Here is a 25,749-nt window from a genome sequence, read left to right as displayed (position 1 = left end):
TAATTAAAGATATATAGGTATTTATATTTATCTAAATATCGACCTGTAAAAGTAGTCATTTGAGTAAATAATGTTTTCGAAAATTATAAAAATTTAAGAGTAATAAAAATATCATTTAAAAATTAGGAGTGTTACATGTATCAATTAACGAAAATCAGCGCGGCAATAGCAGCGATTGGTTTATCAACAGTTTTGTTTATGAATCTAAGTATTGCTGCGACTGACAACGCAAATGTCGCCAATAAAACTACAGCTAGCAATACTAGTGATATAAGTCCAGTGACTAATGGTGTGAGTCAACAGGTTACCGGTAAAAGCAAGACGGCTGTATCTTTGAATAAGCTGTTACCTACTATTAAATATACCACTGAAAATCTGCCAGTGCAGGCGCAAAAGGTAAATAGTGCTACTTGGAAACAAGGTATGAAGAGAGATCGTGATACTACTACCAAGCTGCAAGCGCTATTAAACTGGCAGCAAAACGGCGTTGGTGCAGTTGATGGCTCTTGGGGCAAGAATTCTCGTAAAGCGATGCAAGCTTTTCAAATGGCAAATGGGTTGGCAGTGACTGATACGTTAAATACTGAGACCTGGCAAGCATTGACCAAAAACGATAAATTGATGCAGCAACCAGTGTTAGTGAGCTATCAGCTTACTGATGCTGACATTAATATCAAAACCACAACCATTCCAGCAGGCGCAGAAGCCAAAGCCAAACTCGATGGCATGTATTATGAAAGCGTGATGGAAGGCTTAGCAGAAAAGTTTCATATCAGTGAAAACTATCTTAAAGCACTCAATCCAAACGCTAAATTTGCGGTAGGCGAAACCATTACCGTTTATAATCCAGGCAATCCTAATACCAAGCCTGTGAGCCGAGTCGTTGCTGATAAAGCTACTGAAACGTTATACGCTTATGATGATAAAAATAACTTAGTTGCCAGTTATCCGACCACGGTAGGCAGTACGGCAACGCCATCACCAACAGGGACGCATACGGTAGAAGTAAAGGTGCATGAACCTAATTATACTTATACAGCAGAAAATGGCAGCAAGTCTATTTTGCCGCCGGGTCCTAATAATCCAGTAGGATTAGTATGGATAGGTCTCAGTAAGCCATCATACGGCATTCATGGCTCACCTGACCCTGCTCGTATCAGCCGCCAAGCATCGGCAGGTTGTATACGTTTAACGAACTGGGATGCGCTTGCGCTGCTGGGTGTGATACAAAATGGGGCAAGCGTTGAATTTAAATAATCAATAAATTTTAGACATAAAAAATACCGCTGATAGTTAGCGGTATTTTTTATGATAAAAGCAAAAAAAATTATTAGGCTAAAATATGATAGGCAATAATGAGTAGGTTAGCAGTATCATTATTATTATCAGTTAAACCACTCAAGCATTATAAGCATGCTTTTATAACCATTTTAGCCAATAAGAATTTAGTTTTTACCACGGTAAGTAATGCGACCTTTTGATAAGTCGTAAGGCGTCATCTCGACCTTAACTTTATCGCCAGTCAAAATGCGAATGTAGTGCTTACGCATCTTACCTGAGATATGCGCAATAATTTCGTGTCCGTTTTCTAAACGAACTTTAAACAATGTATTTGGAAGGGTGTCAATGACTTCGCCTTCAAATTCAATAATCTCGTCTTTTGCCATAATTTGTGTCATCAATCAATTTAAAATAAGCCCATATTATACGTAAGTTAGCAGATTAAAGCAATACAGAACCTGATTTTTACTTGACAGCCTTTAACTGATATGTATATCAGTTCATGCTGATTTAGTCGAGGAGGTTTAGCCAAATAGGAGTAAGCGGCGCATTGGGCAATAAGGTTTGAAAATGCTCAGGATAATAGGCGTTAATAAAGTAAAGCCCATCACCAGAAGCGGTAGGCGGCGCTATCGTGCGATCCTTTTTAGCTAAAATATCCAAAAATGCTTCTGGCGGCAATTCATGTCGTCCAATCGCATATAGCGTTCCCATCAGGTTACGGACCATATGATGCAAAAATCCATCAGCTTGAATATCAAACACAATAAATTGACCATGGGCAAATAGCCTTGCATGACTGACGTTACGTATGGGCTGATTAGACTGACAGGCAGCGGCACGGTAGCTGCTAAAATCGTGAGTACCTACTATGTCGGCAGCAGCCAGTTGCATCGCTGCTAAATCAAGCGGCTCATAAATGTGAGTCACTTGATGATTTAAAATAGCAGGGCGCTGGGCTTGGTTAAGCGTGATATATCGATAACGACGGGCAATAGCACCGAAACGAGCATGAAAGTCATCAGGCATCGGCTGTATCCAGCGTAGAGCAATGTCATCAGGCAATAAGCTATTGACGCCGCGCAGCCAGTTATTAGGGGGACGATAGGCGTACGTCGTAAAATGGGCAATCATATTGCTGGCATGGACGCTTGCATCGGTACGACCGGCGGCGATGACCTCTACTGTTTCATTGGCGACCTTACTGATGGCCGTTTCTAACGCTGCTTGTACGCCCAATACTTCTCGTTGTCGCTGCCAGCCATGATAGTTTGTACCTAAAAACTCAATGGCAATTGCTAAGGTGTAGGTTGGAGGAGTTTGAGCTTCGATGCTGTTAATCTCGGACATGTTAATCTCAGACATGGATAATATTGGATATTACAGTATTGGCACTTATATTCTAGTATTAGCGCTGATACATAAAGACTGATTAATGAACATCTAGCGTTTTTTGATAGTAGTGCCAGCTTGATTGACATTATTGAGCCAACGCTGACGACGTCTTGCAGGACTATCATAACGCAGTAATAACCATAATAGCCTTGCATAGATAGCAGGAATCGTTAAACGTCCGCCACTAATCACGTGATAATCATATTGCCAACTTCCCGCCGCATAATTATCACTGACCCCGCCAAATGGCGACTGGCTAGCGCATACCACCATGTGGCCATTTTCATAAGCAAGCTCTAATGACTTTGCTAGCGCTGGCGAATAAGGAACGTTGCCGGCGCCGAAACCCAATAAGATAATCCCACAAGGCGGCTGTGATAATAATGCCTGTAACTGATTGCTCATTACCTCAGTATCATTAGGTAAGCAATATAAAGCATGAATGCGCGCGTGCTTAGCGCGAGCTTCAATATTGCTAACCCATTCTTGCTGATCATCTAGCCAATGTTGGCGACGGGTATCTGGTAAGCTTTTGATATAACTATTGGCAGGATATGCCGCTCGAGAGTGACCGGTAAATGCCATTAAATCGTGGCTATGGATTTTTTGTACTGTTTGCGCAGGCCAAGACTCACCGCTGAAACTAATCTTTACGCCTGACTTACCAGCTGCTGCCAGTTTTAATGAGTCGGTAAGGTTATCCCAAGCGTCGCTATGAGTGTCAATCGCGTAGGAATGTAATATCTCACTATCTAATAATGGGCGCATACTACCTGTAACGACCACGCAAATATCACTACCCGAAAAAGCCTCTGCTAAAAACGCACCCAAATAGCTTAGGGTGTCCGTGCCAGTAATAAGCACAAAACGTCTGTCGCCTTCTGCATAAGCGGTCAGCAAAAGCTGATAAAAATGTATAAAGTCGTTAGGGGTAAGTTGGCTGCTGTCTTTAATTAAAGCATTATCAAGCAATAAAACCTGAGGCAGATTATTAGCATTATCTGGCTCAGCCAGTAGTTGCTGTAAGGTCGGTAAAAAAATATCTGCTGATAATGGTGCCAAAGGTCGCCCGTAGCTACCAAAAGTACCACCAGCATAAATGAGTCGAATAGGGTCTGAGAGTGTTTTTATCATAGCAGAGGGAGGCATAGTATAGGCGCATTAAAGAGAATTGGAGAAGAAAATGAGGCTAAGTCTTAGGGCGTTCTAGCAAAAGTAATGAGTAATGATAGGACGCTTAATAATAACTTAATATTAAATAGTATAAAGGTTCAATGCAAAAAAAATCAGCAAGTATTCTTATAATAATAGAATACTTGCTGATAAGAGAAAATGTTACTCTTTACGCAGTGCGATCTAATAATGCTTGCGCTTGGCTTTGTTGCTCGCTCGTACCTTGACTTATAACTTCATTAAGTAAGCGTTTGGCGCTGTCATATTCGCCTAGCTGTACGTACTGACCGGCTAAGTCTAAAGTCACTTGATTGCTGTCTAACGTTTTGACAAAATCAAAGTCAGCGGCAAAGCGTGATGAGAAATCTTCTGCGCTTTCAATCTCGGTGTCAGCAATAACTTCACTATCAACGTTGCTTTCAATTTCACTTGCAAGGTCAACTGGCGTCGTCGCTGTTGGAGCATCTGACAAAGAACCAAAGTCAAAATCATCATCGATTAAGGTATTGTCATCGAACACTACAGTGGTTGGTGTTTCACGGATCGCTTCATTCGTCTCTTGCGCTTCATTGTCGTCAAAACTAAAATCTTCAAAATCGTCTGCGATAAGAACAGGGGTTTCACTTGAAGGCGTTGTCTCTGCTACAGCAAAGATATCGATAGCATCACTGCTATCATTAGGATCGAGAGATAATGTAAAATCTTCCTGCTCTACATTGACGTTTTCATCAATAGTTTGAATTTCTAAATCCGCTAAATCTAAGACAAAGTCTTCATTATTATCTAATGTAATATCGTTAGAATAATCATTAGACAAAGTTGTGATGGGCGCTTCTGAAGAAGTATCATGCGATTCCGCTAAGTCGAAATCAAAATCAAAATCGGAGTCACTGGCACTTTCGCTACTATTTACCTCTTTAGCATTAGAAGTTGATAGAGATTCTTCATCAGTGATAGCTAGCTCAGTAATAGATGTCATGATAGTAGCGGCTGGCTCGCTACTATCTTCTTCTAAGTCATCCAGACTAAGCTCAAAAACTTGCTCAATATTATCGAAATTATTAGAAGTCGCTAAAGTGTTGTCAGAGCTGTCAGCCAAGTCCGGGCTATAAGTAGTAGACTGACTAGCATCTTTTTCAAAATCGACATCGACAGATGAGTGTTGATTTTCAACTTTATTTGCCGGTATATCAAAATCAATACTTTCAAAGCCCGCGTCTTGGTCATTATCAGCTGGCAAAGCGCGTATAGCTGCTTGATTTTGTTCTTCAGTCAACAAGGCTTTTAATTCATCAGCTTGAGCAATGCTTTTTGCGTCAGCATGAGTTTTAATAGAATCATAGACTTTATTAAAGTTATCAGATTGATCTATCGTGGCATATATGGCAAGCAGCTTAAGGGATAATTGGCTGTCATTAGGTGTTTCAGTGAGACCGCGGTTAAGTGTTTCAATGGCTTTATCGTAACGCTGTTGATCCATGAAGCGTTGCGCAATCTCAATGTGGTTAAATTTTTTGTCAGTAGTGGTTTCTGCTAAAGTAGAGGCTTCTTTAAGCGTGCTTTTTTCAGCATTTATACGTGGCTGTTCTAATGGTTTTTGCGCTTTTTTTTTGCGCATGACCAACACCGCTATCAGTACAATAAGTACCAAGCCGGCGATAATATATAGCATGTTGTCCATAGTTACTCCCACGCCTAAGATCAATAGTGCAACATAAGGCATTGATCGATCAGGCAATTATTGATTGCGTAGTTTTTCGAGACGAGCTTGTAGCTCCGCCAGTTTTTGGTTTTGTAATTGCAGCTTTTTAGTATAACTGCCAAGTGTACTGTTGGTCTTTGATAAACGCTGTGCTTGGTCGGCGGTACTTTGTCGAGATGACTTCAGGATATCTAACACATCTGTGCTAAGTCCATTGCCCGTTTGCATACCTGCTTTAGTTTTAGTGCCATCTGCGCTACCGTCATGACCAGGAGCGAGAACAGAAAACTGAGCGGTTGGTAGTGTCTGCGTTTTCTTTACAGCTGGTTTCTCAGTTCCTTTCGCTTGCGCGCTTTCAGTTTTTGCTTTAGGTGCAGCTTTTGCTGTTGTGGTTTTCTTGACGATAGGTGTATTTGCTTTTCTATGATTGTTTCTTTGCTCACTGATAGCGGCCTGTAGCTTTTTTTGTGATGGCACGACATCATATTTGGGTAGACTTAACTGAGCATCGGCTTTTAGCTGATCCGCATTTTTATTAATAAATGCGTTGGGGTTTTGTGTTTGAATCTCATTCATCACGATTTGTACATCAAGGTTATTTTTATCTGCGATTTGCTGAGCAATAATCCATAAATTATCATTACGCTGTACTGTGTAATTGAAGTCTGAGCCACTGCTGTTATTGTCAGGATTCATAACTCCTTTATCATTGGAACCTAGCGTAGATAGATTGCTAGATGATACATTTTGCTCTGAGGTGATTTTATTCGATGAGGTATTGCCATAGGTAGCGGCTTCATTGGAAGCGTTTTTAGTAGTCGACGTCAACAAAGGATTGGCTGCTATTGTTGCCATAGGTGTAGCAGCGATCATATTAGTGTTGCTTGCTTTGTTAGGCTGTATCTGACGGGTAATATTAATATTTAATGTATCGAATTTCGGACTCGTAAAACTAGTAGAAGATTCATTACTACCTAGACTCCCTGTTGCATAGTTATTAGCATCGTTATTTAAGGGGTTGTTGTCTAAGCGATTAGGAGAATATACCGTCGTATTACTCTGTATGGCGGGTGTAATGACAACTGTAGGTGCTAATAGCAACGGTGGAGGCGTGCCCTTTTTAACAATTAATGGTTGTGCATTAGTCGTAGAAACCACAGGTAAGTTAGGTTTTTTTGCTGCAGTAACGGTATCTTGAGGTGTAACTAGTAAGCTGTCTTTCAGAGGCATTAATAACGTCTTAGGAATAACATTACGCTGAGTACCATCATTAATCGCTAAAACGACATCTGCAAAAGGCTGAGAGATAGGTTTGGTGGTCGTGATAAAAACTTGTCCGCTAGTGGCTGACGTTGGTTGGAAACGAACTGTCATTGAGTCAGTTGGTGTCAAGCCCATTTGCTGATAGATGCTAGAGTTCGCCAAACTTGCTGAAAAATCAGCGGTCTTAATGTCAGTGACCATAATACTAGCGGCTAAAGGTTCGTGCTGCGCCGAAGTAATGACTGTCTTACCAATAGTGGCTGCTTGTGCGTTAGACATAACAGCTGCATAGCCGACTGAATAAAGTAATGCCATTGATACCGCGCGATGTACCGTAGTCAAACGATGAGATAAATGACAAGACATTTGCAGCCCTTTAAAATGAGAGTTATCTGTGTTGTTATATCAAAATAGCGTTTAGTTTACCAGTTTATTTCACCGGTGTTGTCAACAATATATGAATTGTTTACTTAATGTTTATATTTGCAAGTTTACTTTTTTATCTAGCAGCATGGCATCACCATAACTAAAAAAGCGATACTGGGTGTTAATGGCATGTTGATATGCTTGTTCAATCGCTGCTTTACCTGCAAAGGCTGAGACTAACATCAGCAACGTAGACTTTGGTAGATGAAAATTTGTGAGCAATTTATCTATCACACCAAACTTAAACCCCGGGTAAATAAAGATATCGGTATCACCCGCCCAGCTAGAAAGCGCTTGACCATTGACCGCTGTTTTTTGATAAGCAGTTTCAAGGACGCGAGTGACCGTTGTTCCAATCGCAATTACTTGCTTACCATTGGCGTGTGTTTGGTTAATGAGGTCAGCGGTGGCTTGGGGCAGGTGAGCATATTCGCTATGCATGTTGTGATTGAGCAAATTGTCTGTTTTTACAGGGGCAAAGGTACCAGCACCAACATGTAGGGTAACAAAAGCAGTATGAATACCTTTGGCGGTAAGCTTATCTAATATGAGCTCATCGAAATGTAAGCTGGCTGTAGGTGCAGCGACGCTGGCAAGTTTGGCTGGGTCATGAAAAACCGTCTGATAGCGGGTATTGTCAGTCGCATCGGCGTGGCGCTCAAAGTAGGGCGGAATAGGCAGCTCACCATAACGCTCTAAATCAGGCAAAATAGACGCCTCAAAAGCCAAGATAAATAAATTTTCTTGGCGACCAATCATCACAGCGTGCATCTGACCATCGGCAATCTGCAACCTTTGCCCAAGTTTGGGTGCTTTACTGGCTTTAATATGACAAAGGGCGATGTGCTCTTGGTTGACGATTTCGCCATTTGTCGTTTGTAAATGCAGAGCCGCCCTATCTAAGTTTGAGAAATCAACCAAACGCTCAATAAGCACTTCTATCTTACCGCCGGTATCTTTTTGCCCAAACAAGCGGGCTTTCATGACTTTAGTATCATTAAAGACGATTAAATCACCCGTATTTAACAAGTCGGGGAGCTCAGAAAATTGTTTGTCTAAAATCTGACTGTCATTATTTTTTTGCGTATTTTTAGCTAAATATAGCAACTTTGATGCTGAACGCTGCGCTAGTGGATAACGAGCGATTAAGCTGTCTGGTAGCTCATAATCGTAATCATCAACGCTAAGATAGTCTAAAACGTCATCGTTCTTATTAATATCGTTATTCAGGCTTTTATCAGTGCTGTTATTAACCGTATTATCAAGATTAACATCTAAGCTTATAGGTTGAGAGTCAGTCATAGTCGGTCTTTCAATAGATAGGAGTTTTGAGGTAATTGTAGCAGAAATGTGGATATGAGATAACGGTTTCCTAAGCGCTTACCATTCATAAATAAAGACAACTAATCAAAATAGCCTAAGTAAAATATTTGGAATCTGGAAAAGTCGTGGCGTTGCTTAGAAAGGTTGAACGACTTTATTCAAATAAATTTAGCTGAGGCAAAATTTGAGTAGCGGGCGTTAACGAAGAGAAAGTCACACCGACTAGCCTGATAGGTAACAGTCGCGGAATATCTAAAAACAGCTTATCAAGCCAGTAGTGGGCAGATTCGGCACTATCAAAAGCAGTAGATAAGGTATGTGAGCGCGTGACTTGGGTAAAGTCGGCGTATTTGATTTTAAGGGTAATCGTATAAGCGATGAGCTGTTTTTTATTCAACTGATTAAAGGCATCGGCGTTTTGCTCATAGATTTGTAGACGTAGCTCATCATCGCGGCTTAAATTGTCTCTAAAAGTGGTCTCGGAACCAACCGACTTATGAATACGCTGCGATTTAACGTGGCGTTCGTCACGACCATGCGCAATGTCATGATAAAACTGTCCACGCTTACCAAATTCATTGACCAATACTGCAGCAGGCGTGCGCCTCAGGTCAGCACCGTTACTGATACCCATCGCATGTAAGCGCCTAGTAGTCGCCTTGCCAATCCCATGAAAACGCTCAATGGGCAGTGTACTAATAAAAGCATCGGCATCTGCTGGCGTGATCACTGCCGTGCCATTGGGTTTATTGATATCAGAGGCAATCTTGGCCAGCATTTTATTAAAGGACACGCCCGCAGAGGCATTAAGTCCTGTCTGCGCCAAAATTTGCGCTCGTAGCCAATTTGCCATTAGCGTGGCTGAGCCGTGATGCGCGCTTAGTCCTGTCACATCGAGATAGGCTTCGTCTAACGATAAAGGTTCAACATGCGGGGTTAAATTGTGCATAATTCGTCGTATATCTTGACTGACCGCGCGGTAGACATCAAAGCGTGGTCTCACGAATATAACCTCTGGACAACGTTTGCGTGCTTCATAACACGACATAGCGGAGCGTACACCAAATTTACGTACTTCATAACTGGCCGCCGCAACCACCCCGCGACCATTTGGGTCGCCACCGACGACTAAGGGCTTACCGCGCAGCTCAGGAAAGTCGCGCTGTTCTACACTGGCATAAAACGCATCCATGTCTATATGAATGATTTTACGAAGGCTAGGTTGAGTGGGAGCAGTCATAGCCACTATTTTACCTGATTTTATAGCTTGTTTTTAGTGCTTTGATTTCAATCCTTTAATTTTATCATCTGTGGTATTAGTGTCTTTCAGTACGTTTAAAATGGTTTATGGAAATATTTTTGAAAATAAGGTAAACCTTGTCAACTAATGAATTCAGTATTATTAATATTTTATTTGTAGTTTGAATAAAGGTTTTTTACCGTTCATCGGTATATCCATACCGTCTATCGGGATTAAAGATTTTTTATGTTACAGTTTTGCTGCTATCGTTTTACAATACTGTATCCAATGAAGTCAATATCGGTTAAATAAATGGGTAATATTTTTTTGCTTTTATTTGTCGGCAGAAAAAAGATTTTTATAGCTCATATCATGCTCAGGAAGCGAGCAGGGATAAAAGCCACTATCAAAAAGCCAGTTGGTTTAGCGATGGTGCATATAGTTAAGGAGCTCGGCATGAATGGTGAGATAACAGGAAGCGATCTGACGCGTGCGCTACTTGAGCGTGGTGATAAACAAGTCTGGTGTGCGGTAGATGATGAAAGTGATGAGCAAGCAATGATGGATCATTGTGGTAACGATTTTACAGCTTATATCGTTTCTTTTAAAAATGGCTGCTTTTATTGTAGTTGCGGCACAACTTGGCTATTTGCGGTACCGATTAAAATAAGTGCAGTTACGCAGCATGAGATGAAAATTTGATAAGAATCTTACACAAGCACTCATTTATAAAAAATAGCCTCCTAATATAGGGGCTATTTTTTTGTCAATATTAAGCGCTTAGTGCATTAGGTTGCATCGGGTTGAGCCATAGGGTCAGCATCTGCAAAGGCTTTAAGTGTGCGGCAATGTGCATCAATTTGGGCGATATTGGGATAAATACTTAAATCTACTTTAAAGCGCCTTGCCGATGAGATTTGCGGAATCAAATAGCAATCTGCAAAAGTAGGGCTGTCGCCATAGCAAAATTTCCCACGGCTGTTATCTTGTGCCAAGCGTTTTTCTAACACTGCAAAACCCTCATTTATCCAGCGATTACACCATTTTATAACTTCATCTTCGTCTACCGACAGCTCATTACGCAGATATTGTAAAATACGACGATTATTAATGGGATGGATATCACAGCCAATCATGGCACTTAGCGCGCGTACCTTCATACGACCAGCGGCGTCTTTAGGCAATAGCGGCGTCTCAGGATAAACCTCTTCCAACCACTCTAAGATAGCGGGGCTCTGAAATAGCAGCAAATCATCTGCTTTTAATACAGGCACCAACCCTTGTGGATTAATAGCTTTAAATGCTGATTCAAGCTGCTGATCTTTTGCCAAATTGACAGCGATATATTCATACGCTAAACCTTTAAGGTTTAACGCGATACGAGTGCGATGTGATGTTCCGCTGCGAAAGTAGCTGTATAACTTCATCATTATCAATTCCCTTTATAATGGTAGGTTGTTGGTGTCATAAGTGGTTATAATTATTGATAGCACGCTTATGTTATATAATCAAAGATAAGTATTATTAAGTCGTATTATTATGAAATTTCCGTGAGTAAACCATTGATTGAGCAAAACATGCCAGTATCTGAAAACCTGACAGACCATTCTATGACAACTACTAAAAACCAAGGTGGCGTACAGTCACTTGAAATTGGATTATCAGTATTAGACGTCCTTATCGATCACAATGAACCTATGATGCTAAAAGATATTGCTCAAGCGATACAAATGCATCCAGCCAAGTGTCATCGCTATTTGGTCAGTCTTATCCGAAAAAGTTATGCGCGCCAGCTCAGCGATGGGCGTTATGGATTAGGTGACAGAGTCAATGCGCTTGGGCATACTGGATTTAATCAAAACAATATTTTGGAGCGGCTAACCCATATTGCCAATGAGATTAAAGATACGCTAAATTGCGGCGTGCAGATTGCCAAATGGTTTAGTGAAGGTCCGATTATCATTCAATCGGTCGAACCGGATAGCCCTATAAGCATTATTACTCGAATTGGCTCCCGTATGCCGCTGACGACGTCAGCAACAGGGCAATTATTTGCTAGCTATCAGCCAGATGCCGTTATCGAGTCATTGGTGAAAGCTGAATGGCGTATAGAAGATAAAGCAGTTCTCGCAGAAAAATGGCAGGACTTTAACCAGCTGCAAGCAAAGATTCGTACCCAAGGCTATGCCACGGTCAGCGGCGATATGCTGATGGGGATTAATGCCATTACCATTCCAGTGATTGTGCCTCAACTGGCCAACACTGCGACTGTCGATAACAAGCTATCTAATAATAACAAATCATCTTTTGATAATTTGCCATTAGAATATGCCATTACTATTATTGGCACCACAGAACAGTTACCAATGAGTGATCAATATAACGTGGTTGAGCAAATACTAGCAATCGCGCAGCGTTATCAAATAGCGTAGCCAAGACTCGCTACTTAACTTAGCTACTTAATTTCGCTACCTAATAAAGTAAAATTTAACCATCCAATAAATTAACGCTATTACTCACCAGCAGGCGCGACTTCTCGTGCTTCAGCCAGTTCTTCTGCATGTAAAAACTGAGTGTGAGCAGGTGCCCTTTTAGTACGTGACCATTCATCTAGCATTTCATACTTCATCTCTTCAGTAATCATCGAGACTTTTTCTTCCGAGGTAGTATCATCGTAGGTGAGTTCCATACGATGTCCATTAGGATCGAAGAAATAGATAGAATGAAAAATACCGTGATTGGTCACGCCGACCACGTCGATACCATTTTCTTCTAAATGCTTTTTTGCCGCCATTAAGGCATCGCGGTCTTTTACCTTCATGGCTAAATGTTGCACCCAGTTTGGTGTATTAGGGTCAAAGCCCATTTCCGGTTGATTGGGTACTTCAAAAAACGCCAAGACATTGCCATTACCAGCATCTAAAAACACATGCATATAAGGGTCAAAGGCTTTGGTCGAAGGCACATGATCTTCAGCAAATGCTAAGATAAAATCCATATTTAGGTATTTTTTATACCATTCAACGGTTTCTTTAGCATCTTTGCAGCGATAGGCCACATGATGGATTTTTTCTATTTTAAAACTCATATCAATGTCCTTTTGATAAAGCGTGCGATTTAATAGACTGTCAGAGCATCATTAACAGGTAATAATTATCTGACAGTGTGTTCCGTTTGTTTGTACGCCCAGTTTATATTCGACTGCTATTTGTCAAAATCAAATGTCAGCGCAGGCAGTACTTTGCCACGCACTTCACCAAAGCCGACACGGATTCCGTCTTTTTCACTATAGCCTTTCATAATCACGGTATCGCCATCTTCGATAAAACTGCGCGTCTCGCCGCCTTTAAGGGTGACGGGCTTGGTCGCATTCCACGCAATCTCTAACATCGAGCCATAAGAGTCTGGCGTCGGTCCTGAAATCGTACCTGAGCCCATCATATCGCCGACTTCTACTTTACAACCCGTGATGGTATGGTGAGTTAGCTGCTGCGCCATTGACCAATACATATATTTAAAGTTGGTCTCACAAACCACCGTTGCTACGTCAGCATTTTCAGGCAATAACTCAACCGATAGAGTAATATCAAAGCTGCTATCAGAGGCTTTTTCATTTAAGTAAGCCAGTGGTTTTGGCTCTTGCGTTGGGCATGAGGTTTTAAAGGGTGCTAAGGCATCCATGGTCACAATCCAAGGCGATACTTCAGAGGCAAACGTTTTAGCATTAAATGGACCTAAAGGTACGTATTCCCATTTTTGAATATCGCGGGCTGACCAATCGTTGAGTAATACCATGCCAAAGATATGATCCGCGGCTTCATTGACTGCAATCGGTTGACCAATATTATTGCCTTTACCAACGACAAACGCGGTTTCAAGCTCAAAATCCAAACGCTTACAAGGGGAGAAAATAGGGCGTTCATCAGCATTGGGTTTCAGCTGACCAGATGGGCGTATCACATCAGTGCCACTAACGATAACGGTACTGGCGCGTCCGTTATAGCCGACTGGCATTTCAGTCCAATTAGGGAGTAAGGCGTTATTTGGGTCACGGAACATGGTGCCGACGTTGGTCGCATGCTCTTTAGAAGAGTAAAAGTCGGTAAAGCCAGGTACTTGAACAGGTAGATGCATGGTGATATCTGCTTGCTTAAATAGGGCTTTTTTCTGCAAGTCTTCGTTATCACGTAAAGTATCGCAGTCGCTAGAGAGTAGCGTTTGAATAGTTTTACGTGCTTTGGTCCAGTTATCTCGACCAGAATCAATAAAGGCATTTAACGTTGGTTGATCAAAATACGGGCCGCCCTCCAAACTCAATAGCCTTTCAGCTTCAAGTACCGATAAGTCTAATACTTGCTCACCAATAGCAACACCAGCGCGGCGTTTGCCATCGACAGTATCGCTAAAGATGCCATAAGGCAGGTTATGGATAGAGAAGTCAGAATCAGCGGCGATATCGATAAATGAAGTGAGGTTTTTGTCAATCGTTGACATAGGGAGCTCCTTGCTAAAGTATGTATTGAATTACGTTATAATTAACTACTTACGTATAATGTAATTTATAGCCAAATAGATTGCAAGGTTTTTTTGTGCAGTATTTTTTATAAGGCTGAATCTTATACTGTCCTCTCTTACTAGAGATAGCGTATCTATTACGGCTGTTTTCAATATTAGACAACATGAATTTAAGGCATAAAAAAAGGCTGAGAAATAACTCAGCCTTTTTCTTAATTAGTTTTTTATTTAATCGCGTCAGATAATTAATCTTTTAAGACGTCGGCCATCGCATTAGCAACATAATCGATATTACTGCTGTTTAGGCCGGCAACACACATACGTGAGTTCGATACCATGTAGATGCCAAACTTGCTTTGTAGTTGCTCGACTTGTTCAGGCGTTAGACCCGTGAAGCTAAACATGCCGTTTTGCTCAGTTAAGTAATTAAAGTTGCGACCAGGAATTTTTTCTTCCAATACCGATTTGAGCTTTGAGCGCATAGACTTGATACGGTCACGCATCGCATATACTTCGCTAACCCACTGCTCATGTAGTGCTTCGTCGTTCATAACGATATCGACCACGCGACCACCGTGTGATGGTGGGCTTGAGTAGATACGACGTACCGTAGAGTTCAGCTGACCAAAGACGCGCTCAGTTTCGTCTACTGTTGGGCAAACGACTGATAGGCCGCCGACACGCTCGCCATATAGCGATAAGTTTTTAGAGAATGAGTTACTGACAAATACTGGTAGACCCATTTCGACCGCTTTACGGATAGCGTAAGCGTCGCCGTCCATATCTTCGCCAAAGCCTTGATAAGCGATGTCCATAAATGGAATCAGCTCACGCGCTTGAATGACATTTAGCACGGTATCCCACTGCTCACGGGTTAAATCCATACCGGTTGGGTTATGGCAACAAGGGTGCAGTAAGACTACATCGTTTTTGTTCAAGGTTTCAAAAAAAGCAATCATCTCATCAAATTTGATGCTACTGCTGGCTTTGTCGTAGTACGGATATTTACCAACTTCGACGTCCGAGCCCTCAAAGATGGCAATGTGGTTGCCCCACGTTGGGTCGCTGACATAGCACTTAGACTGCGGGAACCATTCATGGATAAATTCTGCGCCCACTTTTAAGGCACCAGAACCACCGATAGTGGCGATGGTTGCCACCAAACCGTCTTGTAAGATTTGAGCGTCTTTACCAAACAGCAATTCCTGACAGCCTTTACGGTGTCCTGGTAAACCGGCCATTGGTAAGTAAGGACGAGGAGAGATTGGGTCGGCGATACGCTCTTCAGCCGTTTTGACACACTCAAGGACTGGCAATTTGCCATCCTCATCATAATAAACGCCCACGCCTAAATTGACTTTATCTGGGTTGGTGTCGGCGGCAAATTTGTCCATCAATCCTAAGATCGGGTCACCGGCATAATAATCGATACGTTCAAACATTTTTTTTCCTTACAAGGGAGATGAGTTAAGGCGTTAAAAAGCATAAACCAGTTTGGCGATTAACTCAACGTTAGATTCAGTGATACTGATTAATTAACGCATTTTTTTGTTTATTGGCAAGTTTTTTGCTGAATTTTGGTCTTTGCTAAACTTAAGTAATGATTTGGTTAAAGGAGTCTTGAATACACTTAAACACTTTGCAAATCATCAAAATGACTGGCGAAGTAAGCCTGCAAAAATTTCTTAAAGGCAATACTGGCCGGCGATAATCCTCGTGAGGAGCGTTGGTAAATAAAAAAACGGCGCATTTTGACTGGTTGTGCCAATGGGCGCATTTGCAAGCCGTTGGCGCTGACCCAATCTATCACCTCTGGCATATAAGGCAAGCACAAGGTAATACCAAAACCTTGGCGGGTCATCTCAAGGGCGGTGGACATAAAGTTGACTTTATAGCGCGCTTGCTGGATGTGGTTGGCGATATTCTCATCAAGCTCGGCAGTTACTTGCTCAATAAAGGGACCTTGTAAGGTAATAAGTGGAATGTCTACCAAGTCTTGCCAGACAACTTCTGATTGTTGCGCCAGTGCGTGGCTATCAGGAATCACCACACAAAACGGTAGCTGATATAACAAATCAGCGCTGATGTCATCCTCAGACTCCATAAAACCACGCTCAGTTCCGACGCCTAAATCTACCTCGATGTTTTGAATGTGCTCTAAGACATTTTCTGCCGAACAATCAAGCAAAGATACGCTGATATCGGGATAGACTTTAGCAAATTGGGCAATGACCGCTGGCATGGAAGATGCGGCAAACTGCGAGACGGCAAGCCTGACTTGACCTTGCGCTAAACTTGTCAAGCTACTAGCCTCATTTTCAAATAGCTGCATCTCATTTAAGATACGCCGCGCTTGTGGCAGTAAATGATGCCCGACGACGGATAAAGACAGCTGGCGTGTGGTTCGGTCAAACAACACGATACCGAGGCTAGATTCGAGCTCTTTAATCAAACCACTGACGGCAGATTGGGTTAAATGCATCTGCTCACTGGCACGGGTAAAACTGCCATTGTCGGCGACGCTGACGAAAGCGGTCAATTGGCGAATACTGATATTCATAAGTAAACCTGATAAATAAATCAAAAAAAACGATTAGTCTTATAAATCAAGCTAATCTAATATAACTCACTCGTCAATAGGAATACTTGATGAAACTTATTTTTTGCTAATTTTTAGCGATTTATACCACCAATTGAAATTAAGGATGATGACAATGTCAGAGTTAAAGGCAGATTTATTTGAAAACCCAATGGGATTGCAAGGGTTTGATTTTGTCGAGTTCGCCTCACCTCAACCACAAGCCGTCGCAGAATTATTTGAGCAGCTGGGTTTTACCCATGTGGCCAATCACCGCTCAAAAGACGTGGCTTTATACCGTCAAGGTGATATCAACCTTATCATCAACCGTGAGCCAAAAAGCCAAGCCAGTTACTTCGTTGAAGAGCATGGCGCTGGTGCTTGCAGCATGGGTTTTCGTGTCAAGGATTCCAAAAAAGCCTATGAGCTGGCGATTGAAAAAGGTGCGCAGCCAGTAGATGTACCAACAGGGGTGATGGAATTAAGACTGCCTGCTATCAAAGGTATCGGTGGTTCTCTTATCTACTTAATTGACCGCTATCAAGATGGCGAATCTATCTATGACGTCGACTTTGAATTTTTTGCCGATGTAGACAGAAACCCTATCGGCTATGGCTTTAAGGTCATCGATCATTTAACCCATAACGTTTACCGTGGTCGCATGGCTTATTGGGCAAACTTTTATGAGCGTATCTTTAACTTCCGCGAAATCCGTTATTTCGATATCAAAGGCGAGTATACCGGACTGACCAGTAAAGCGATGACCGCTCCTGATGGTAAAATCCGTATCCCGTTAAATGAAGAGTCCAAGCAAGGCGGCGGACAAATCGAAGAATATTTGATGCACTTTAATGGTGAAGGTATCCAGCATATTGCCTTAGCCAGTGATGATTTATTCGCCAGTATCGATAAGCTAAAAGCTGCCGGTATTCCATTAATGACTGCACCAAATGCGGCTTACTATGACATGCTAAGCGAGCGTTTACCAAACCATGGCGAGAATATTTCTGAGCTACAGATGCGCGGCATCTTGTTAGATGGTACGACTGAAGGCGGCAAACCACGTTTATTGCTACAGATTTTCTCTGAAACTATTCTGGGTAGTCCAGTTTTCTTTGAGTTTATCCAACGTAAAGGTGATTACGAGGATGGTTTTGGTGAAGGTAACTTTAAAGCGCTGTTTGAATCTATCGAGCGTGATCAAGTTCGTCGCGGTAAGGTTGGTCAGCCAGAGACTGAAACGCCATAGTTTTTGATTCATAGTTTATAAGTACGATAAATGGGCAGGGCAAAAGGAATTTGTCTTGTCCTTAATAAGCAAAGTATGGCTTAAGAGGGTAAGTCCAAAACACCTAGATTTAGGGTTTACTGACGAAAAGTAAATGTGCTAACGCTAATAAAAGGAACACAGGCATGGAACGCCTACAAGCTAACAATTCTATCCATCAAGCTCTTAGTGCCAAGAGTGTTACTTCTAAAGCTCTCGGCGCTAATGGTTCTAGCTATACCGATTCACCTGCTAAAAAGCACCTTTATGTCTCGCATCAGCCAGACAGTCAGGGTCATATTCATTATAGTGCTGATGAAAATGCTATGTGGCAGGCGCTGCTTGAACGTCAAGCCACGCAAATACCCAACCGTGCCTGCTCAGCTTATCTAGAAGGCTTAGAAAAGCTAAACCTGCCATTGACGCATATCCCGCAGCTACATGACATTGACGAAATCCTGCAAGCCACTACCGGCTGGCAAACCGCTGCCGTTCCTGCGCTTATCAGCTTTGGTAAGTTTTTCAAACTCTTAGCAAATAAATCCTTTCCTGTGGCGACTTTTATTCGTCGCTTTGAAGACATGGACTATATAGAAGAGCCTGATATCTTTCATGAAATCGTTGGCCATTGTCCGCTACTGACCCATCCTGCCTTTGCGGCTTTTAATGAGACGTATGGCAAGCTGGGCTTGAATGCCAGTAAAGAGGAAAGATGGTTTTTAGCACGGCTTTATTGGTTTACCATCGAGTTTGGTTTGGTTGGTAGTCGTCCTGAAAATCGCCGAATCTATGGCGGCGGTATTTTAAGCTCGCCTTCTGAAACGGTTTATGCGCTTAGTGGTAGCGAGAAATTACACCAATCTAAGCATCAGCAGCAACCCCAAAATCAGCCAGAACACCGTCCATTTGATTTGCTTGACGTGTTACGTACGCCTTATCGCATTGATCATATTCAGCCGATTTATTATGTCATTGATGATTTGGATACGCTGTTCGATATCGTCGATAGCGACATCATGCGCATGGTCAAACAAGCGATGTCACTAGGATTGTTTGAACCGACTTATGCGCCAAAAAACTCTTAATGAATAAAAAACCTGCATTGTTGAATGAACGATGTGGTAAAAAATCATGCTGCAAAAAACAGCATTAACACGGACGTAACGGTATTAAAAAAATAATAGTTAACTTAAAAGGACATTATAATGACGACATTATCACAAGCCAGCTGTGAAGCCTGCCGTATCGGCGCTCCAACCGTCGATGACACAGAGGCACGCGAGCTATTACAACAAATCCCTGATTGGTCGCTCATCGAAGTCGACGGCATCAAGCAATTACAGCGTCAATATAAATTCAAGAATTTCGTTACAGCAATGGCATTTGCCAACGAGCTTGCAGACATCGCTGAAGCAGAAGGGCATCATCCGGGTATTTTGGTAGAGTGGGGCAAGGTGACCGTCACTTGGTGGTCACATAGCATTAAAGGTCTGCATCGCAATGATTTTGTCATGGCAGCCAAGACCGATACCCTAACGGGTAAGTGATGAGGGTGGCAATAAGCATTGCAACTCATTAAACTTGTCCTACCCAAAACCAACCCTAACGCCAGAATATATATGATGGCACCATAAGGATGTGTTATGCCTCCACAAGTACTTACCGAGCTATCTCCTAAGGTAGCTTTTATCATTGCTAGCGTTGTCATCGCGATTATGGGTGTGACCATGATCGGCTTTGGCTGGGTTCCGCATCTGTCATTGATGCTTGCTATCGTTGTTTTATTAGGCCTTGGTATGTATAAAGGTCTAAGCTTTGAGAAGATGCAAGAGCAGATGTCATCGGGCGTTGTCAGTGGTATCGGTGCTATTTATTTATTATTTTTTATTGGTTTGCTGGTCGCAGCGCTGATGATGTCAGGCGCTATTCCTACCATTATGTATTATGGTTTCGATCTTATCTCGCCGCAGTATTATTATATTTCTGCTTTTGTTCTGACTTCTATTATTGGTGTGGCTTTAGGCAGTAGTTTGACCACAGCCGCGACGCTAGGTGTGGCCTTTATTGGTATGAGCAATGCCTTTGATGCCAACGTCGCCATTGCTGCTGGCGCGGTGGTTTCGGGCGCCTTTTTTGCCGATAAAATGTCGCCTTTGTCAGATACTTGTACGCTTGCTTCTTCTGTCGTCGGTATCGATTTATTCGAGCATATTCGCAATATGATGTATACCACGGTACCAGCGTGGCTCATTACAGCGGGGCTATTTTGGTATTTCTCTGGGCAGACGGGTACCGGCGATTTGGGTCAAGTGACCTTATTGCAATCGCAATTGGTCGATAGTGGCTTAGTGCATGGTTATGCCGTGCTGCCGTTTGTCGTGCTAGTGGTGTTAGCGTTATGCCGAGTCAACGCCATCTATACCATCATTTGTACGATTGCGACCGCTTTAGTGATTACTTATCTGCACAGTAGCCCAAGTATTGGTCAGCTAGGCGGCTATCTATTTGCTGGTTATACGCCTGCCGAAAACTTAGAGCTAGGCGAAGTGGCAGGTATGATTTCACGTGGTGGTATGCAAAGTATGTTCTTTACGCAGACTATTGTGATATTGGCGTTAAGTTTGGGCGGTTTATTACGTGCCTTGGGCATCTTGCCAGCGTTATTGTTGGGTATTAGACATATGCTGACAAGCTCAGGTCGTGCTATCTTTGCCGCGGCGATGGCGGCTCTAAGCATTAACGTGCTGATCGGTGAGCAGTATTTGAGTATTTTATTATCAGGAACTGCGTTTCGCCCGACGTTCGAGCGTTTAAATTTACACCCTAAAAACCTATCGCGTACTATTGAAGATGCGGGCACGGTTATCAATCCATTAGTACCTTGGAGCGTGTGCGGTGTGTTTATCAGCCAAGCATTAGGCGTTCCCGTACTTGATTATTTGCCTTATGCCTTCTTCTGTTATTTATCGCTATTGCTCACGATACTATTTGGATTCACAGGTATCACTATCAGTTGCAAAGATGGGTCCAGCATTCGTAAGCAACATAAAGTACAAATGGCTAATTAACAAGAGACTATTTTAAAATAAACTCAGATACTATTAGTTGAACCAAAAACCACTCTAAGCTGATTAGGGTGGTTTTTTTGGTTAATTTGAACCAGTAAACGATATATCTAAAAGTAGCTGAATAAGAGATAATAGATAACATAGATTTCCGCCCACAAAAGACGTATAGAAAGCGTGGTTTTAGATGCTACTAGCGTTTTTTAATAGCAGAAATTTCATACACTTTACTTAAATAAAAAGGCAGTCCTGCATGACTAATAATAATCCATATAATCTCATACCCTTGCGACCTACGGGCAGAAATGAGACCAATACTGCTAATACCTATTCGCCTGAAGACATGATTACGATTTACGAGCAGCAGTTTCTGACCGAAGTGCCAGAAGACAAACTTACAGAGTTCTTACCTTTTTTAAAAGCTTTTTATGATATCGACGACCATACCTTAGATATCAGTGCTGTGATTTTCGATGCTATTGCTGACTCTTGCATTATTTATAATCACAAAGTCAAAGTCGGGCGTTATCAGATATTAGAAGGCTTGGTAAAAGAAGATATTGCAGAAAAGGAAAGTGATGAAGAAGACACTCAAGAGAAACAAGTACAAGCCTATACCCTAGAATGTAAGCGTACTTTTTTTATTAATGAGATAGAAATGCCTTATCATTTTAATTTATTTATTCATGGCGATAATTATTCTACCTTGACTAAAAGAGAGAGCGTGTTAGAAAAAATGTACTGGTTTGTCAGTGACAGTTTTGATGAGCAGTTATTAGATAATCCTGAAGATACTGAGAGCTTGGCATCTATTAATGAGAAGCTGGCAAGCTTGGGTATTCGGGACATGGATCTGAATACTATTCATGAGCTAGTGGACTATATAGAAGACAGCATCATAGATGACGCCATGGCAGATGCGGTTAACAAGCTATTGGATGAAGCCGAGTAGAATTGAATATACTGTCCATTGTTAAAAACGACTACGCTAAGCTAATTAGCGTGGTCGTTTTTTTGATAAAAAGAATATTTTTAAACAGCAAGCAATAAAAAACCCTAACAATTGATAGATTGCGAGGGTTTCGTATATGGTACCGGTGGTCGGACTTGAACCGACACGCTTTTAAAGGCAACGGATTTTGAATCCTTTGGCTATCTCAAATAACTAGATATACTTAACGATAATAAGCAATGAGTAGAGATAAAATATATTTATAAACAATGACTTAGGGTTAAGTTAACTATATTTAGCTATAACTAAAAAGATGTAACAATATTTTTCAAGTATCAAATAAGTATCAAAATTACTTTTAAAAATTGGTTTGTTTAACTAGTTTTAGATCTCGTCGTTAATTTTAATATGATGAAACGCATTTATGTAACGGACTTCGATTCAGTTAAGAGTACCAAAAAAGTTATCAGCAGATTGTACAAAATATTAAATTATATAGATTACGCCAATCTCAACTTATCGTAGGTTTTTGATTTTTATAGAATTTAAAATCCTAATTGTTTTAACTGTAATTTTAAAAACTAAGTAAACCAATACCTTAGAAAAATAAGTTGAGAATGGGGTATCTTTATGTATAAAAGTTCAGTAGGATAGACTGTCAACTTGATCAGGAAGATCCAGCAAAACCGTGCAAGTGACTTTATAGATATGACCTCAAAAGATCATATATCAAAGGCTTGAACGTTTATTTGCTTTATAAATTAATACAACAAGGAGTCGTTAATGCTACACGCCTATCCCAATACAGAAAACAGCCCCGTCCAATTCCGCGAAAAATATGACAACTTTATCAATGGTGAGTGGGTCGCACCAGCCGATGGAGAATACTTTGACAACACCAGCCCCATTGACGGTAAAGTCATCTGCCAAGTCGCCCGTTCAAAAGAAGCGGATATTGAAAAAGCCTTAGACGCTGCTCATGCTGCCAAAGACGCTTGGGGCAAAACCAGTGTCGCTGAACGTGCCAATCTACTGCTCAAAATTGCAGATAAGATGGAAGCCAATTTAGAAGCCATCGCCATTGCCGAAACGTATGAAAACGGCAAGCCTGTACGTGAAACCCTAGCAGCAGACATTCCATTAGCTGTCGATCACTTTCGCTATTTTGCCAGTGCCATTCGTGCACAAGAAGGCGGCCTCAGTCAAATTGATGATGACACGGTTGCTTATCACTTCCATGAGCCACTTGGTGTCGTCGGCCAAATTATCCCATGGAACTTTCCGATCCTCATGGCAGTATGGAAGCTAGCCCCTGCGCTTGCTGCTGGTAACTGTATAGTACTCAAGCCTGCAGAGCAAACGCCTGCCTCTATCCTATTTATGCTAGAGACGATCGGGATTGCTGATATCTTACCAAAAGGTGTCCTCAACGTGGTCAACGGTTTCGGAGTTGAAGCTGGTAAGCCGCTTGCCTCCAATCCACGTATCAATAAAGTTGCCTTTACTGGTGAGACGACTACTGGTCGCCTAATCATGCAGTACGCCAGTGAAAACATCATTCCAGTTACCCTAGAGCTTGGTGGTAAAAGTCCAAACATTTTCTTTGCCGATATCATGGATGAAGACGATAATTTCTTGGATAAAGCCGTTGAAGGTTTGGTCATGTTTGCCTTAAACCAAGGTGAGGTTTGTACCTGTCCGTCGCGTGCGCTGGTACATGAGAGTATTTATGATGAATTTATCAAACGCTGTGTCGAGCGTGTTGAAGCCATCAAAATGGGCAATCCATTAGACACTGACACCATGATTGGTGCACAAGCCAGCTCAGACCAGTTAGAAAAAATCTTATCTTATCTGGATATCGGTAAAAAAGAAGGCGCGAAAGTCTTGGTTGGCGGCGAGCAAGCCAAACACGATGGCGAGCTTGGCGACGGTTATTATGTGAAACCGACCATCTTTGAAGGCACCAATGATATGCGCGTGTTCCAAGAGGAAATCTTTGGACCAGTACTTGCCGTCACGAAATTTAAAGACGACGAAGAGGCCATGAGCATTGCCAATGATACCTTATATGGTCTTGGTGCTGGAGTCTGGACACGCAGTGTACACAAAGCCTATCGCTTCGGACGTGGCATCCAAGCAGGTCGCGTGTGGACCAACTGCTACCACATCTATCCTTCGCATTCTGCATTTGGTGGCTACAAGCAATCGGGTATCGGCCGCGAAAACCATCTAATGATGCTTGATCATTATCAGCAAACCAAAAACATGCTGGTATCGTATAGTCCAAAAGCGATGGGGTTCTTTTAAACACTATTTGCTAAAGCACCTTACAAGGAAGCGTAAGGTGCAAACTCGATGCTTACTAAGCATCTACATGTAAAATAATTGGCAGTTTAAAAGACTAAGTCGAGCATTAGTGACTGCTAGTAATAAGGAGAAAGTAACATGGCTAATAAAATGAAAGCTGCGGTTCTGCATGAGTTCAACCAACCTCTGCAGATTGAAGAAGTTGATATCCCTACCCCAGGTCCTGGTCAAATTGTAGTAAAAATGCAGGCATCAGGTGTCTGTCATACCGACCTGCACGCTGTCGAAGGCGATTGGCCAGTCAAACCAAGCCCCCCGTTTATCCCTGGTCATGAAGGTGTCGGCCTGATCACTGCTGTGGGTGAAGGTGTTAAGCATGTTAAAGAAGGCGACCGTGTCGGTGTGCCTTGGCTCTACTCTGCCTGTGGTCACTGTACGCACTGTCTAGGTGGCTGGGAAACCCTGTGCCTAAGTCAAGAGAACTCTGGTTATTCAGTGAATGGTAGCTTTGCAGAATACGTATTGGCAGATGCTGACTATGTTGGCATTATTCCTGAGAGCGTTGACTCTGTTGAGATTGCACCAGTTCTATGTGCGGGTGTGACGGTATATAAAGGTCTGAAAATGACAGACACCAAACCAGGTGATTGGGTCGTCATTTCAGGTATCGGTGGACTTGGTCACATGGCGGTACAGTACGCCATTGCCATGGGACTGAACGTTGCTGCCGTCGATATTGACGATGAAAAGCTCGATTTTGCCAAAAAACTGGGGGCAAAAGTCACCGTCAATGCCAAAAACACCGATCCTGGTGAGTATCTGCAAGAAGAGATCGGCGGTGCTCATGGTGTGCTAGTGACAGCCGTCTCCTCTAAGGCCTTTGATCAAGCGCTGACCATGCTGCGCCGCGGTGGTACTTTGGTCTGTAATGGTCTACCAACAGGCGACTTCCCTGTTTCTATCTTTGATACGGTACTAAATGGTATTACCATTCGTGGCTCAATCGTTGGTACACGTCTAGACCTACAAGAGTCGCTAGATATGGCAGCGGAAGGTAAAGTAAAAGCGACCGTTGCCGCTGAGCCGCTTGAGAATATCAATGATATTCTTGATCGTATGCGTGATGGCAAGATTGAGGGACGTATCGTGATTGACTACGCTATGTAGACATTGCAACTGTCTCAGTGATTGGTACGTTTAGTCACAAAACATCACTTAATCACTAACGCTAGCTAGGTCGTATCGTTTTCAGCCACATG

Annotated in this window: 22 protein-coding genes; 10 read left to right on the top strand and 12 right to left on the bottom strand. The window is 42.2% G+C overall.

What is annotated here, in order from left to right; genetic code table 11:
* Window positions 1-135: 135 nt before the first annotated feature.
* Complete coding sequence (locus tag AC2FA3_RS12535) at window positions 136-1,257, top strand: L,D-transpeptidase family protein (RefSeq protein WP_490509853.1); 1,122 nt, start codon at window positions 136-138, stop codon at window positions 1,255-1,257.
* Window positions 1,258-1,445: 188 nt separating this feature from the next.
* Here the strand turns inward: AC2FA3_RS12535 and infA are convergent, their stop codons facing one another.
* From infA to dinB, 7 genes are all read right to left on the bottom strand, one after another.
* Window positions 1,446-1,667, bottom strand: coding sequence for a translation initiation factor IF-1 (infA, locus tag AC2FA3_RS12530; protein ID WP_010199824.1), 222 nt, complete (start codon window positions 1,665-1,667; stop codon window positions 1,446-1,448).
* Window positions 1,668-1,791: 124 nt separating this feature from the next.
* Window positions 1,792-2,631 carry a tRNA pseudouridine(38-40) synthase TruA gene (truA, locus tag AC2FA3_RS12525; RefSeq protein ID WP_490509852.1) on the bottom strand — a complete coding sequence of 280 codons (840 nt, stop codon included), beginning with the start codon at window positions 2,629-2,631 and terminating at the stop codon, window positions 1,792-1,794.
* A 93-nt stretch (window positions 2,632-2,724) separates the two neighbouring features.
* A complete protein-coding gene (locus tag AC2FA3_RS12520; RefSeq protein WP_490509851.1) occupies window positions 2,725-3,825 on the bottom strand; it encodes an asparaginase in 1,101 nt (366 codons plus the stop codon).
* Between the two features lie 193 nt (window positions 3,826-4,018).
* On the bottom strand, window positions 4,019-5,530 hold the full coding sequence (locus tag AC2FA3_RS12515) for a FimV/HubP family polar landmark protein (RefSeq protein ID WP_490509849.1): 1,512 nt from the start codon (window positions 5,528-5,530) through the stop codon (window positions 4,019-4,021).
* 57 nt (window positions 5,531-5,587) lie between these two features.
* Complete coding sequence (locus AC2FA3_RS12510; protein WP_490509848.1) at window positions 5,588-7,180, bottom strand: type IV pilus assembly protein FimV; 1,593 nt, start codon at window positions 7,178-7,180, stop codon at window positions 5,588-5,590.
* Window positions 7,181-7,291: 111 nt separating this feature from the next.
* Window positions 7,292-8,542 carry a tRNA preQ1(34) S-adenosylmethionine ribosyltransferase-isomerase QueA gene (gene queA / locus AC2FA3_RS12505; protein WP_490509847.1) on the bottom strand — a complete coding sequence of 417 codons (1,251 nt, stop codon included), beginning with the start codon at window positions 8,540-8,542 and terminating at the stop codon, window positions 7,292-7,294.
* A gap of 175 nt (window positions 8,543-8,717) precedes the next feature.
* Entirely contained in the window at window positions 8,718-9,803 is a 1,086-nt protein-coding gene (gene dinB, locus AC2FA3_RS12500; RefSeq protein ID WP_490509846.1) for a DNA polymerase IV, read from the bottom strand.
* Window positions 9,804-10,115: 312 nt separating this feature from the next.
* On the opposite strand from dinB, the gene AC2FA3_RS12495 reads away from it, so the two are divergent.
* A complete protein-coding gene (locus AC2FA3_RS12495; RefSeq protein WP_490509845.1) occupies window positions 10,116-10,505 on the top strand; it encodes a hypothetical protein in 390 nt (129 codons plus the stop codon).
* 86 nt (window positions 10,506-10,591) lie between these two features.
* Here AC2FA3_RS12495 and maiA read toward each other — a convergent pair whose 3' ends face one another.
* Window positions 10,592-11,233, bottom strand: coding sequence for a maleylacetoacetate isomerase (gene maiA / locus AC2FA3_RS12490; RefSeq protein ID WP_490509843.1), 642 nt, complete (start codon window positions 11,231-11,233; stop codon window positions 10,592-10,594).
* A gap of 120 nt (window positions 11,234-11,353) precedes the next feature.
* Between maiA and AC2FA3_RS12485 the strand changes: the two genes are divergently transcribed.
* Window positions 11,354-12,235, top strand: a complete 882-nt coding sequence (locus AC2FA3_RS12485) for an IclR family transcriptional regulator (RefSeq protein WP_490509842.1) — start codon at window positions 11,354-11,356, stop codon at window positions 12,233-12,235.
* A gap of 80 nt (window positions 12,236-12,315) precedes the next feature.
* On the opposite strand, the gene AC2FA3_RS12480 is transcribed toward AC2FA3_RS12485, so the two are convergent.
* The 4 genes from AC2FA3_RS12480 to AC2FA3_RS12465 form a co-directional block, all read right to left on the bottom strand.
* Complete coding sequence (locus AC2FA3_RS12480) at window positions 12,316-12,891, bottom strand: VOC family protein (RefSeq protein ID WP_490509841.1); 576 nt, start codon at window positions 12,889-12,891, stop codon at window positions 12,316-12,318.
* 116 nt (window positions 12,892-13,007) lie between these two features.
* Complete coding sequence (gene fahA, locus AC2FA3_RS12475) at window positions 13,008-14,297, bottom strand: fumarylacetoacetase (RefSeq protein ID WP_490509840.1); 1,290 nt, start codon at window positions 14,295-14,297, stop codon at window positions 13,008-13,010.
* 266 nt (window positions 14,298-14,563) lie between these two features.
* Entirely contained in the window at window positions 14,564-15,760 is a 1,197-nt protein-coding gene (locus AC2FA3_RS12470; RefSeq protein WP_490509839.1) for an amino acid aminotransferase, read from the bottom strand.
* Window positions 15,761-15,948: 188 nt separating this feature from the next.
* Window positions 15,949-16,878, bottom strand: coding sequence for a LysR family transcriptional regulator (locus AC2FA3_RS12465; protein ID WP_490509838.1), 930 nt, complete (start codon window positions 16,876-16,878; stop codon window positions 15,949-15,951).
* Window positions 16,879-17,032: 154 nt separating this feature from the next.
* On the opposite strand from AC2FA3_RS12465, the gene hppD reads away from it, so the two are divergent.
* From hppD to adhP, 7 genes are all read left to right on the top strand, one after another.
* Window positions 17,033-18,145 carry a 4-hydroxyphenylpyruvate dioxygenase gene (gene hppD, locus AC2FA3_RS12460; protein WP_490509836.1) on the top strand — a complete coding sequence of 371 codons (1,113 nt, stop codon included), beginning with the start codon at window positions 17,033-17,035 and terminating at the stop codon, window positions 18,143-18,145.
* A 164-nt stretch (window positions 18,146-18,309) separates the two neighbouring features.
* Window positions 18,310-19,248 (top strand): phenylalanine 4-monooxygenase, encoded by a 939-nt coding sequence (phhA, locus tag AC2FA3_RS12455; RefSeq protein WP_490509835.1) that lies wholly within the window; start codon window positions 18,310-18,312, stop codon window positions 19,246-19,248.
* Between the two features lie 120 nt (window positions 19,249-19,368).
* On the top strand, window positions 19,369-19,710 hold the full coding sequence (locus AC2FA3_RS12450; RefSeq protein WP_490509834.1) for a 4a-hydroxytetrahydrobiopterin dehydratase: 342 nt from the start codon (window positions 19,369-19,371) through the stop codon (window positions 19,708-19,710).
* A gap of 96 nt (window positions 19,711-19,806) precedes the next feature.
* Window positions 19,807-21,231 (top strand): Na+/H+ antiporter NhaC, encoded by a 1,425-nt coding sequence (nhaC, locus tag AC2FA3_RS12445; protein ID WP_490509833.1) that lies wholly within the window; start codon window positions 19,807-19,809, stop codon window positions 21,229-21,231.
* Between the two features lie 250 nt (window positions 21,232-21,481).
* Window positions 21,482-22,180 carry a hypothetical protein gene (locus tag AC2FA3_RS12440; RefSeq protein WP_490509832.1) on the top strand — a complete coding sequence of 233 codons (699 nt, stop codon included), beginning with the start codon at window positions 21,482-21,484 and terminating at the stop codon, window positions 22,178-22,180.
* Between the two features lie 783 nt (window positions 22,181-22,963).
* Complete coding sequence (gene exaC, locus AC2FA3_RS12435; protein ID WP_490509831.1) at window positions 22,964-24,490, top strand: acetaldehyde dehydrogenase ExaC; 1,527 nt, start codon at window positions 22,964-22,966, stop codon at window positions 24,488-24,490.
* 138 nt (window positions 24,491-24,628) lie between these two features.
* Entirely contained in the window at window positions 24,629-25,657 is a 1,029-nt protein-coding gene (gene adhP / locus AC2FA3_RS12430) for an alcohol dehydrogenase AdhP (protein ID WP_197488903.1), read from the top strand.
* Window positions 25,658-25,749 lie beyond the last annotated feature (92 nt).

The sequence above is a fragment of the Janibacter sp. CoH_79_TC_3 genome (assembly GCF_058197955.1).
This window is presented reverse-complemented; position numbering and strand designations above follow the sequence as displayed.

Coding starts and splice junctions, on each gene's coding strand:
- phhA (WP_490509835.1), top strand. CDS start 18,310: ATGGAACGCCTACAAGCTAACAATTCTATCCATCAAGCTCTTAGTGCC.
- AC2FA3_RS12535 (WP_490509853.1), top strand. CDS start 136: ATGTATCAATTAACGAAAATCAGCGCGGCAATAGCAGCGATTGGTTTA.
- fahA (WP_490509840.1), bottom strand. CDS start 14,297: ATGTCAACGATTGACAAAAACCTCACTTCATTTATCGATATCGCCGCT.
- nhaC (WP_490509833.1), top strand. CDS start 19,807: ATGCCTCCACAAGTACTTACCGAGCTATCTCCTAAGGTAGCTTTTATC.
- AC2FA3_RS12450 (WP_490509834.1), top strand. CDS start 19,369: ATGACGACATTATCACAAGCCAGCTGTGAAGCCTGCCGTATCGGCGCT.
- AC2FA3_RS12510 (WP_490509848.1), bottom strand. CDS start 7,180: ATGTCTTGTCATTTATCTCATCGTTTGACTACGGTACATCGCGCGGTA.
- truA (WP_490509852.1), bottom strand. CDS start 2,631: ATGTCCGAGATTAACAGCATCGAAGCTCAAACTCCTCCAACCTACACC.
- AC2FA3_RS12440 (WP_490509832.1), top strand. CDS start 21,482: ATGACTAATAATAATCCATATAATCTCATACCCTTGCGACCTACGGGC.
- exaC (WP_490509831.1), top strand. CDS start 22,964: ATGCTACACGCCTATCCCAATACAGAAAACAGCCCCGTCCAATTCCGC.
- AC2FA3_RS12515 (WP_490509849.1), bottom strand. CDS start 5,530: ATGGACAACATGCTATATATTATCGCCGGCTTGGTACTTATTGTACTG.
- maiA (WP_490509843.1), bottom strand. CDS start 11,233: ATGATGAAGTTATACAGCTACTTTCGCAGCGGAACATCACATCGCACT.
- adhP (WP_197488903.1), top strand. CDS start 24,629: ATGGCTAATAAAATGAAAGCTGCGGTTCTGCATGAGTTCAACCAACCT.
- AC2FA3_RS12520 (WP_490509851.1), bottom strand. CDS start 3,825: ATGCCTCCCTCTGCTATGATAAAAACACTCTCAGACCCTATTCGACTC.
- dinB (WP_490509846.1), bottom strand. CDS start 9,803: ATGACTGCTCCCACTCAACCTAGCCTTCGTAAAATCATTCATATAGAC.
- AC2FA3_RS12465 (WP_490509838.1), bottom strand. CDS start 16,878: ATGAATATCAGTATTCGCCAATTGACCGCTTTCGTCAGCGTCGCCGAC.
- AC2FA3_RS12495 (WP_490509845.1), top strand. CDS start 10,116: ATGGGTAATATTTTTTTGCTTTTATTTGTCGGCAGAAAAAAGATTTTT.
- queA (WP_490509847.1), bottom strand. CDS start 8,542: ATGACTGACTCTCAACCTATAAGCTTAGATGTTAATCTTGATAATACG.
- hppD (WP_490509836.1), top strand. CDS start 17,033: ATGTCAGAGTTAAAGGCAGATTTATTTGAAAACCCAATGGGATTGCAA.
- infA (WP_010199824.1), bottom strand. CDS start 1,667: ATGGCAAAAGACGAGATTATTGAATTTGAAGGCGAAGTCATTGACACC.
- AC2FA3_RS12480 (WP_490509841.1), bottom strand. CDS start 12,891: ATGAGTTTTAAAATAGAAAAAATCCATCATGTGGCCTATCGCTGCAAA.
- AC2FA3_RS12470 (WP_490509839.1), bottom strand. CDS start 15,760: ATGTTTGAACGTATCGATTATTATGCCGGTGACCCGATCTTAGGATTG.